General features: G+C 36.0%; 11 protein-coding genes. 1 reads left to right on the top strand and 10 read right to left on the bottom strand.

The window, feature by feature from the left end:
- Nucleotides 1-346 precede the first annotated feature (346 nt).
- Nucleotides 347-1,111: a type I methionyl aminopeptidase gene (gene map / locus OLM58_RS16150; RefSeq protein WP_070906602.1), complete on the top strand. Its 765-nt coding sequence runs from the start codon at nucleotides 347-349 to the stop codon at nucleotides 1,109-1,111.
- Nucleotides 1,112-1,350: 239 nt separating this feature from the next.
- Here map and OLM58_RS22145 read toward each other — a convergent pair whose 3' ends face one another.
- The 10 genes from OLM58_RS22145 to OLM58_RS16105 all read right to left on the bottom strand — a co-directional run bounded on the left by OLM58_RS22145 (nucleotide 1,351) and on the right by OLM58_RS16105 (nucleotide 10,058).
- Nucleotides 1,351-1,551 (bottom strand): DDE-type integrase/transposase/recombinase, encoded by a 201-nt coding sequence (locus OLM58_RS22145; RefSeq protein ID WP_166924776.1) that lies wholly within the window; start codon nucleotides 1,549-1,551, stop codon nucleotides 1,351-1,353.
- Between the two features lie 3 nt (nucleotides 1,552-1,554).
- Nucleotides 1,555-1,782 carry an IS6 family transposase gene (locus OLM58_RS16145; RefSeq protein ID WP_070906604.1) on the bottom strand — a complete coding sequence of 76 codons (228 nt, stop codon included), beginning with the start codon at nucleotides 1,780-1,782 and terminating at the stop codon, nucleotides 1,555-1,557.
- A gap of 148 nt (nucleotides 1,783-1,930) precedes the next feature.
- Entirely contained in the window at nucleotides 1,931-3,352 is a 1,422-nt protein-coding gene (locus tag OLM58_RS16140; RefSeq protein WP_070906605.1) for an alkaline phosphatase family protein, read from the bottom strand.
- 96 nt (nucleotides 3,353-3,448) lie between these two features.
- On the bottom strand, nucleotides 3,449-4,654 hold the full coding sequence (gene eboE, locus OLM58_RS16135; protein ID WP_070906606.1) for a metabolite traffic protein EboE: 1,206 nt from the start codon (nucleotides 4,652-4,654) through the stop codon (nucleotides 3,449-3,451).
- The gene (locus OLM58_RS16130) at nucleotides 4,648-5,820 is read right to left on the bottom strand and encodes a 3-dehydroquinate synthase (protein WP_070906607.1); all 1,173 of its coding nucleotides are present in this window, start codon (nucleotides 5,818-5,820) and stop codon (nucleotides 4,648-4,650) included. The genes eboE and OLM58_RS16130 overlap by 7 nt, the downstream gene beginning before the upstream one ends.
- A gap of 16 nt (nucleotides 5,821-5,836) precedes the next feature.
- Nucleotides 5,837-6,733, bottom strand: coding sequence for a UbiA-like protein EboC (gene eboC, locus OLM58_RS16125; protein ID WP_070906608.1), 897 nt, complete (start codon nucleotides 6,731-6,733; stop codon nucleotides 5,837-5,839).
- Nucleotides 6,734-7,642 carry a TatD family hydrolase gene (locus tag OLM58_RS16120; protein WP_070906609.1) on the bottom strand — a complete coding sequence of 303 codons (909 nt, stop codon included), beginning with the start codon at nucleotides 7,640-7,642 and terminating at the stop codon, nucleotides 6,734-6,736.
- Between the two features lie 3 nt (nucleotides 7,643-7,645).
- Nucleotides 7,646-8,521: an EboA domain-containing protein gene (locus OLM58_RS16115; RefSeq protein ID WP_070906610.1), complete on the bottom strand. Its 876-nt coding sequence runs from the start codon at nucleotides 8,519-8,521 to the stop codon at nucleotides 7,646-7,648.
- Nucleotides 8,522-8,544: 23 nt separating this feature from the next.
- On the bottom strand, nucleotides 8,545-8,982 hold the full coding sequence (locus OLM58_RS16110; protein ID WP_070906611.1) for a VOC family protein: 438 nt from the start codon (nucleotides 8,980-8,982) through the stop codon (nucleotides 8,545-8,547).
- 26 nt (nucleotides 8,983-9,008) lie between these two features.
- On the bottom strand, nucleotides 9,009-10,058 hold the full coding sequence (locus OLM58_RS16105; RefSeq protein ID WP_070906612.1) for a ferritin-like domain-containing protein: 1,050 nt from the start codon (nucleotides 10,056-10,058) through the stop codon (nucleotides 9,009-9,011).
- Nucleotides 10,059-10,072 lie beyond the last annotated feature (14 nt).

The raw sequence follows: 10,072 nt of genomic DNA, 5'->3' as shown, positions 1-10,072 counted from the left end.
GCATTTTCTTTAATATGATTATCTAATATAGAAAACAATTATGATACCTAGAGCTCTCATTTTAATTCATTTCTAAAACACTACACAATATTTCTCAATCAAAAATAAATATTTACTTTTAATTGTTTATAGGTAAAAATACGCGTTTCTTATCCTAAAAGAGAGAGAGTACTTCCGTATCTTCAAGCTTCACTCCTTTAAAATCAGCTAATCAGATATTTATTTTTATTCTTATATTTTTTTATGGAAACAAGCATTGTAATAAGAATTAACCGAAAATATGCAATTTGTATATTTGTGAATTAACAGAAATTACTAAATGATAATGCATCAAAAATAGAGAACTATGTCAATAACAAAAGAATCGGAGTTATTAGGAATGCAAAAAGCAAGTGATGCTGTTGCCTATACTCTCAAAGAAATGATAGATTATGCTCAGCCTGGAATGAGTACAAAAGAGCTCGACCAATACGGAGCAAAAATTTTATCTGATTTTGGAGCAAAGTCTGCACCACATTTGACTTATGGCTTTCCAGGTTGGAACTGTATAAGTGTTGGTAATGAATTTTGTCACGGAATTCCTTCTGTGAAAAGAATTCTAAAAGAAGGCGATCTAATAAACATTGACGTTTCAGCAGAACTTGACGGATTTTGGGCAGATAATGGAGCTTCATTCGTTTTAGGAAAAGACATTCACCAACATCAAAAAATTGTTAATGCTTCAAGAGAAATCTTAGAAAAAGCAATTAATAATATAAAGGACGGTGTTAAAATTTCGGATATTGGATACATAATGGAAACGGAAGCAAAAAGAAGAGGCTTTAAAATCATTAAAAATCTAAGCGGGCACGGAATTGGAAGAAGTTTACACGAACAACCTGATGAAATTTTGAATTATAGAAATCGTTTTGATCAAAGACGATTTAAGAAGAATGCCGTAGTAGCAATTGAGACTTTTATTTCAACTAATTCAACATATGCTATAGAATTAAATGACGGCTGGACAATGGTTGGGAACAATGGTGGTTTTATGGCACAACACGAGCACACAATTGTTGTAACGGACGGAAAACCGATAATACTAACAGAAAAAAACGGAATTTTTAACTAAAGTAGTTTTCATACATAAGCAACTTATCAAAATTGTGTAGTTTTTCAATTAATTAAAAATAACGTTTCTTTGATTTTACTGCTAAAATGGACAAAGCAGTTTTAAACCGATTCATTTTTTTGACGCTATAATTTTAAAAATGAAAAAAAAGTAAGTTTAGATGCGGGAGACAACATAAATAACAATATAATTTTTATAGTTCCTCAGTGTGAAACGCCTGATGTATCACTTAGAAAAATTTAACAAAATACTATTGATTCAATACAATAGTATCTCAAAATTGGGTTGTACTTATTATTTATTGCCATAATTAGAAATGATTGGGCACTCATTCTCTGTCTTCTTTTAATCAGAAGAAAATCTACTGTGTTACCCGATTTATCTACAGCCCTATACAAATAATACCAAATACCTTTAACTTTTATATCGGTCTCATCCATTCTCTAGCTCATTCCCGCTCTAATCTCTCTCTTTTTCATTTGAAATTCCATGATTGGAGCAAATTTAAATACCCAACGCTGAATCGTAGCATGATCAACCTGTATTCCGCGCATTTTCATTATTTCTTCAACATCCCTGCAACTCAATTTAAATCTCGATTTAAATCTCAATTTGAAATAAACAGCCTGAAGAATAATAACTTTGGGATAACAGTGACCTTTGGCATTCATTTAATATATTTTCAAGCATTGAGAATAATAGTTATTAATAGGTGAAACAGAACCCACAAATAATATTACTAATAAGAAATTAAATACTTTGTCCTAATTACTGTTTTAGCAGCAGTTTTAAGTTTTTTTGGTAGTGTCTAACTAAAAACTAAGATAATTCTTCCATTTCTAAGTCTGTAGTTTTTGTCAGCATATCCTGCTTAGATTTAAATACAATATTTAATATATACTGGCAAATAAAGTTACTCTCAACTTTATTTGGCAATTTATTTTTTGCGATTAATATCGGTTTGTCTTCTTTTTTGTCCGGAATACAGCCATGAGATCCTTTAACCAAACTGGCGTCCAATGGAATAACATTCATAAGGGTGCGAAACCCCAGTTTCTTTTTAATCAATTTAAAAAGGATGTGGGGCAAAATAAATCTCTGCTTAGGATCTAAAAACAACTCCACCGGATCATAACCTATTTTTTTATGAATTTCCACAGTACGGGCAAAATCGGGGGCCTTGTTATCCTCCATCCAGTAATAATAGGTGAACCAACTGTTATGATCTGCAACCAGAACAAGATCTCCTGAACGTTCGTGATCCAGATGGTGCTCTTTTTTTCCTTTGCTGTCCAATACTTTTGCAATTCCGGGTATCTTCTGAATTAATTCTTTGAGCTCAACAATATCTTCATTCTCTTTCACATATAAATGCGCAATTTGATGGTCTGCCAATGCAAAAGCCTTACATTCCCCGGTATCCAGTAATTCTAATCCTCGTTCTTCTCGTATTTGCAAATATCCGTGTGTGCGTAAAAATCGATTAATATGTATGGGATTGTTAACTTCAGTAATACCATACTCAGACAAAACAACAACTTCCGTCCCCTTACTTTCAAAATATTCGATTAAGTCTTTGCATACTTTGTCAATCGCTTTTACATCTTCATTGATTTCGGGTGACCCGGGTTGAAACTTTTGACAGCAGTAATCTAAATGTGGTAAGTAGATTAAAGTTAGTGTCGGATTATGCCATTGGTAAACAAGTTTTGCAGCATTGGCGATCCATTGGCTGGAACGGATTGTTGTTTTTGGTCCCCAAAAATCAAAAAGAGGAAATGTTCCCAGTTGAGCCTGGAGACGATCCCGTAAGTCAGAGGGTTTTGAATAACAATCAGGCTTCTTCTGTCCATCTGCCCAATATTGCGGACGCGGTGTCACTGTAAAATCAGCATCAGAATACATATTGTACCACCAAAACAAATTAGCACAAGTAAATGACGGATCTATTTCCCTTGCTAAATCCCATATTTTTGGTGATTGTACCAGTTTATTTGACTGTTTCCACATTTTTACCTCCATATCATTCCTGTCGTACCATCCATTTCCCACAATCCCATGTTCCGAAGGCCATTTTCCGGTTAAGTAAGTTGCCTGAGCTGAACAGGTGAGCGCCGGAAGTACTGGTTCAATAATACTTAAATTCCCCTTTTTCTTTTGCCATTGATGCAAAAAAAGATCTGGATTTTGAAGTAGGGAACTCGTAAGTCCTACTACATTTATAACGACTGTTTGCTGCATGATTTTGGTAGTATAGTTTTATATAGCCGGCATTTTTTTACCAGAAATTATATAGATTAAAATGATTTTCACATTGCACATTTTACAATCATCATTTCAAAATTTATCAAGTACCCATTTCAGCTCTCTCTCGATGGATTGATCTAAATCGGTTTGTAAATGAATCGGCAATACCTGCCAGGTATAGGTTTCGATTTCCAGATGTCTGGTAAACTCATTTTTGTGCCAACTTCGCAAAATTGTTGTAATATCATTTTGAGTAGATTGCAAGAGCTGATAATCTTCAACAAATATGGGTACATGAAAATGAGTACGAAGCTCCCGAAAATCATCACGGCTTATCGCTTCTATTCCATTTTTCAAATCCTTAAATTTGAGTAATGCTCCTTCTTTTGTTTTAATAACTGCCTGGTGCAGATAGGTTGGTTCATCAAAAGTTTTCAGGCATTTTTGGAGTTGTTCAACTGTTGTATTTTCTGAAACTGTACATTTGAGCGCGGCACTAATTTGTAATTTGCCAATATTCAAACCGTGCTTTTGCATTTTTCTGATGACCTCATCACTTTCTTCAAATCCAATGGAAAAATGGCAGATATCATAACAAAGCTGTATGTGATTACGAATATATTCTTGTGCCTGAGTTAAACTGCATAAAAGATTTTTGACTAATAATGAAGCTCCTTCCTTAAGTAAATAATCCTCGAAAAAAGCGATATATTCGTCGCTGCTTTCAATTATGCCATCGGGTTCCGGTTCTATATCCAAATGCATCATTTTACCTTTGGATTCCTGTATTTTAACCAACTGAGCCACTACTGTGATCAACTGGCTTGTGGCAGTTCGTTTTGCTTCTGTTAAACTGTTTTCAGTAGCATACCAATGTTTATAAGAAAGCGGTGAAGTCGAAATTCCTCCTTCGATATCAGGTGGCAAAAGTTGCGATAAAATGTTAAAAAGCAACTCTGTGTAATTTAATCTGTCAGGGTTTGTCCAATCTGGTAAATGAACTTTATCCTTAATGACCTCGTTATGAAAATTTCCATACGGAAATCCATTCATCGTAAATACATACATTTCGTTTTTCTGTAACCAGTCTTTAAAAATCAAAAGATGATTTTCTGCTATCAATTCAGAAGCAGCCTGATAAGAAAGCCGTAAACCTATACCAAAAGGCTTATGTGGAGAGACTTTCTTTTTAAGTGGAATACAATACGTTTTTACACTTTCAAAAACAACTTCCCAGGATTCGCCCGCATGAATATTGGTACAGTAACTTAAATGACTATTGGAACCAATTAACATACTTCTGTATTTAGCTGACAAAATGAATTGAGATACTGAACCGATTGTATAATTATCTCTTTATCCAGTGCATGTACCTCTTCACCAATACCTATTTCATTTATCAACATGATCGTAAGCCGGCCGCCAAGATGCTCTCTGAACTCTTCTAATCCTCTAATTACCTCCTCTAAATGAGCATCAAGAACCGGGTGTGTTATTGCAAAACCCAATGTTAGGAAACATTTTAAAATTCGTTCCAGACTCAGTGTATCAATTCTATGTATCAAAAAAGAGTAAGTAACATCGAGGGCTATACCAATTGCTACGGCTTCTCCGTGGGTAATTTCATAATTAGTAAGCTGTTCCATTTTGTGGGCTGCCCAATGTCCAAAGTCTAATGGACGAGATGAACCTTTCTCAAAGGGATCCCCATTTTTAGAAATATGATCGGTATGCAAAGCAGCACAACGAATAATAAGCGTTTCCATAACCGAAACTTCTCTGTTATTGAGAGCCTGCGCATTATTCTCTATCCAGTCAAAAAAAGAAGCATCTTTTATGAGCGCCACTTTTATAGCTTCGGAAATACCGGATCGCCAGTCCCGTTCCTTTAGCGTTGTTAAAAAATCAGAATCATTTAGTACTGCATACGGTGGGGCAAATGTGCCCAGAAAGTTCTTTTTACCAAAATAATTCATACTGTTCTTTACCCCAACTCCCGAATCGTTTTGAGATAAAACGGTCGTTGGTATCCGGATCAGGCGTACACCGCGATGTGCAATTGCCGCAGCATAACCTACGGCATCGAGTACAGCGCCCCCTCCTATTGCAATAAGAAAAGAATGCCTGTCTATTTTATTGTCATTGATTAATTGCAGAACCGATTCAATAACATCCAAACTATTCTTAACGGCTTCTCCTCCCTGAACGACATTGATACTATGTTCTGAAATTCCAAACTGATAATGATTAAAATAGTGAATCACATTTGCGATGAACTGACTTGTTGTTTCAACAACTCCTCTATCTATTACTATAGCAATTTTGGGCTGTTGGAAAGCGGGTTCTTTTTTGATCACATCAATAAGTGAGGTATTGCCGGTATCAAATAAAGAACGGCTAAAAATAATGTCATAATTAAATGTGACCTGAAAATTCTGCTGAAGTATCTGTTGTTGTTTCATTTTGATAAAGTATAAATCAGGTTACGGCAAACTTTTTAGATAATAAAATCGATATTGGCAACAAGGCCAGTACAAACAATGCGTATACCAGTCCTGCCGAACCTGCTACATAACTTGCATTAAGAGGAATTAGGGATAATACCCCTGTTTTTACCGCCTTTTGTATCGCAACCGGCTGATTGTAAAGGAAAGCTTTGTATTTTGCAAAAAAATTAATTCCGTACCAAAAAAGAAGAAAAGGCAGGAGCTGCCAAAATCTAAATTCAAGCTTGTATCCTATAAAAATAAACAGAACAACTACTATTGCATCGAGTAGCAGAGCAGTCAGTATAGCGGACTTATTATTTCCCGAAGCTTCTTTTTTAGCCGTAAGTGTGATGGCTGCAATAAATAAAATAGGAATAATGCCAATGTACCAATAAGTAAAAACGGCGTCATTATTGATGCTCATCCCTAAAAGCAAATTTCCTCCCCGACAAAGTCCCATGTTTAATGGACCTGCAATGGAATAATGTTTACTTATTTTATCATAAGTAAGAGCCAATACACCAATTACCGCTGCCAGCATACCACTGAGAACTGATACCGTAAAAGCAAATCCGATTCCTGCCAGTAACATAAAACTGCCCAGTAAAATAGCTTCATCTTTGCTCACCAGCCCACGTGGGAGTACTCTTTCCGGCCGATTTATGGTATCTGCTTCCAAATCGAAAATATCATTAAATACAATACCCCCTCCATACAAGCCAATTGTAGAAAGCACGAGCAGCAACACATTCTGTATCCCATTCTCATTGTTGCCATTCAAAACTAAAAGCCCGGAAACAGCAATCCCCGCAAGAATATCAGTCACTGCCGTAACAATATTTGCGGGACGCACTAAGGTTACTAAATAGAATAACTTACCTGACATCTAGTTTTCTATAATGATTTTTGGATATACAATTTCTTTAGATTCCTGTCCTCTGAGCACACTGCTTCCTTCAAATAAAGAATCCTGAGTGATGGTGATTTCATTTTTCCAGTCTTCTTCATTCATTTGCCCGCTTTGAGAATAAGCCGTTAAGGCATTTTTATAGCAGGTTAGATGAACATCCTCTTTAGCAATTCCTCTTTCAAGCATTAAAGCTGCCGTTTTAGGAACAGATAAAGGATCACTTACTCCCCAATCGGCAGAACTGTCTACAATAATACGTTCAGATCCGTACTGCTTTACAACCTCTACCATCCGTTCATTCCCCATTTTGGTATTGGGATAAATGGTAAAAGCAGCCCAATATCCGCGATCTAAAACCTGTTTGGCTGTTTCTTCGTTATTGTGGTCGATTACCACCATATGAGGAGCCACTCCATGTTCTTCCAGCACATCCATACTTCTGATGGTTCCATTTTTTTTATCCCGATGCGGGGTATGAACCATTATCGGCAAATTAAATTTCAAAGCCAAATCGATCTGTAGTCTGAAATATTTATCTTCGGCCGGAGTCTGATCGTCATAACCAATTTCTCCAATTGCCACTACTCCTTCTTTTGCTGCAAACAACGGTAATAAATCCATCACTTTTTCTGCCAGAGCTTCATTGTTGGCTTCTTTAGAGTTTAGCCCTATAGTACAATAATGCTTAATTCCGAATTGTGAAGCTCTGAATCTTTCCCACCCCACCAAGGTGCTGAAATAATCCTTAAAAGAAGAAGCTTCTGTTCGTGCCTGGCCAAGCCAAAATGCCGGTTCAATAACAGCTACAATACCTGCAGCACGCATTGCCTGGTAATCATCTGTTGTTCTGGATACCATGTGAATATGTGGGTCAATGTAATACATGTACTAAATTTTTAATAGTGAATAATATTGGGTTCCTATTTCATCCCATGTTGCCGTGCTTTGAGATAATACCTCTTCAGAAATTTCATTTTCTTTAAAAAAAGTACTCTCTTTCAGCACTTTTACCGCAGCCACTTGGGTCAATAACTCTCCGGTTCCTATTGCTTTTGTCAGATCGTCTGCTATTTCCCGGTTTACAAAACCGGCTGTCAATCTCCAAATTTCCGGTGATACTAATCGTCCTGCCGACCAGCGTTCGTGAATATAATCGTGTATAATTAAGGCCAGCTTTTCATTTTTACGTAGTTCTAAGTCAATAATTTGATACAATGGACGCCCCATAAAAAGGGCTTTCAGCACCAACTGATTCCATGCATCAACCGGCAGGTATTTTGCTGCAAAAGGATTCCCTAAGGCTATAGCATCAAACACTGCAACCATATTGGTTCTGATTCCTTCCTGAATTGTCAAAATAAATTCCTTTGCATTTTTTAAGAAAAAAAGTCCCTTATACAAACTGACTAACTCTTTTATGTCTGCCATTTCTGCCAGGTTCTTTATTGTTTCAATATTTTGATGCTCTGGAAGGTGCATCATTAACAAACTACGGCAAAGCTGCTGCAGATCCCAATTAGCTGTTGTAAAGCCGGGATACAATTCTTCCAGCAAAATAGTTTCCTGCAAGGTCCATTTTGGAATTATTGGCGAAATTTTCCTGGTAACTAAACCAAAAGTCTGAAAAAACTGTGTGTTGTTCTCAAACCAGATATGGCTTTCCATCCAATCTGATTCAGCTTCTGAAAGTTTCTGTCGAATTAGAGTTCGTATTATTTCTGCTGAATTAATTCTTATTGCTGTTGCTGTCCTATCCGTTTTCATTTTATAAATCTTTTTAGGCTCAGTTACTTTAAAATGTTTTCCCTGACAACCAGTGAATTATTATCCGGATCTCTAAAAAAGAAAAAACGATCTTCATACCCGTCATCTGAAGTATTAGAATTGATTACAACACCGTCTATTTCATCGATCACCACTCCATTGACTCTAAAATAATCAAGCGTTGCCTGAATATCCTTTACAATAAAGCTCGGAACTGTTCCTGTTTCCGGTAGTGGGTAAAAAGGAGTGTCAATATCTTTGTATAATCCCAGCATAAAACCATCTTTGTTCTTATGCTCTAAATACAGTTGTATAAAGGATTCTGTGCCAAAATTCCCATCAGAGTTGAGCGTATATCTACCATCTGTTTTAAAATCAAGGATTTCCTCATAGAATTTTTTAGATTTAAGAATATCACTGACTGATACTTTTATCACTACTGTTTTTGACTTAAATTTCATTTCTTTTTTACTTTTAAATCAACACATTATTCCCCAACAACATATTCAAAACTAGGCCCCGCTACAAAACCAGGGTGATTAGGATCGGGAATCGCCAGCAACTTAAGAGCATATAATCGCAAAGAATACATTACCCCCATTGCGGTACTAATCTTCTCTGGTTCTCCATTAAAAGTTTCATGCAAACTATTAAGCAAAGAAGTGTAGTTGTAATTAAAGAACTTACTATTAATATAAGCCTGAGAATCCTTTGGATAATCATTCATTTTAGGATTTGGCCACATATTTGGTACTAATTCAGGATTAAACGGAATTAATGGATCCCCAAACATATACCCTCCCTCAGGGTCTGCCTGTATTGTTTTACCCTTATAAATTTCTTCAAAACGGTAGTAGTGCGCCAGTTCAGGAACATTTCCATCGTCTGCAGAACTTACAAATGGATCTGTTGTTGTTCCTTCACCCTGATCAATAATGATATCTATACCTCTTAAAGCAGTTGCCTCATCGACAATAGGGAATAATAAAGATGCATCATAAAATTTTTCAAAGGTCATTTGATAGTTTGGATTTCCAACAAATATTGTTTTTCCTTCCGCTTTTGCAGCAGCTTCAAGTTCTACTATTATTTCTTTTATTCTGGTATAAAACACTCCTATGGTAATTACATTAGAGACCATCAAACGATTATGGATATCAATTGGATCTTCTGGCTCTTCAATTGACATAAAAACATCTTTCACAAGATCTAAAGAAAACTTTTTGAGCGGCACCTGTAATCCATCAACTACAGAGCCTGGTAAAGGCCCCGGGTATAGTGGTATAAAACCAGGTTTATTAATAACCGGACTTCCTCCTACAGCATTCAATATATTGCAGGCTATAGATAAATGTAGCATTTCTTCACGAACTACAGAACCTATCAGGTTTGATATTTGATCATTACCGGTCTCAAATAGCGTAAAATTTGCTGTTAAGTAGGGCGGAATTGTGGAATGTTCTAACTCAATGGCAGTTTGCAGCGCATTTTTTAGATCGGAGAGAGTCTCAATTTTTATCGTTTTTAAGAATATCATAATCAGATTTTTAT

It is taken from the genome of Flavobacterium sp. N502540 (assembly GCF_025947365.1).
GTDB lineage: Bacteria > Bacteroidota > Bacteroidia > Flavobacteriales > Flavobacteriaceae > Flavobacterium.
Note: the sequence above shows the minus strand (reverse complement) of the source record. Positions and strands in the feature narration are given on the sequence as shown.

Coding starts and splice junctions, on each gene's coding strand:
- OLM58_RS16145 (WP_070906604.1), bottom strand. CDS start 1,782: ATGAATGCCAAAGGTCACTGTTATCCCAAAGTTATTATTCTTCAGGCT.
- OLM58_RS16140 (WP_070906605.1), bottom strand. CDS start 3,352: ATGCAGCAAACAGTCGTTATAAATGTAGTAGGACTTACGAGTTCCCTA.
- eboC (WP_070906608.1), bottom strand. CDS start 6,733: ATGTCAGGTAAGTTATTCTATTTAGTAACCTTAGTGCGTCCCGCAAAT.
- OLM58_RS16105 (WP_070906612.1), bottom strand. CDS start 10,058: ATGATATTCTTAAAAACGATAAAAATTGAGACTCTCTCCGATCTAAAA.
- OLM58_RS22145 (WP_166924776.1), bottom strand. CDS start 1,551: ATGGATGAGACCGATATAAAAGTTAAAGGTATTTGGTATTATTTGTAT.
- OLM58_RS16110 (WP_070906611.1), bottom strand. CDS start 8,982: ATGAAATTTAAGTCAAAAACAGTAGTGATAAAAGTATCAGTCAGTGAT.
- eboE (WP_070906606.1), bottom strand. CDS start 4,654: ATGTTAATTGGTTCCAATAGTCATTTAAGTTACTGTACCAATATTCAT.
- OLM58_RS16130 (WP_070906607.1), bottom strand. CDS start 5,820: ATGAAACAACAACAGATACTTCAGCAGAATTTTCAGGTCACATTTAAT.
- OLM58_RS16120 (WP_070906609.1), bottom strand. CDS start 7,642: ATGTATTACATTGACCCACATATTCACATGGTATCCAGAACAACAGAT.
- OLM58_RS16115 (WP_070906610.1), bottom strand. CDS start 8,521: ATGAAAACGGATAGGACAGCAACAGCAATAAGAATTAATTCAGCAGAA.
- map (WP_070906602.1), top strand. CDS start 347: ATGTCAATAACAAAAGAATCGGAGTTATTAGGAATGCAAAAAGCAAGT.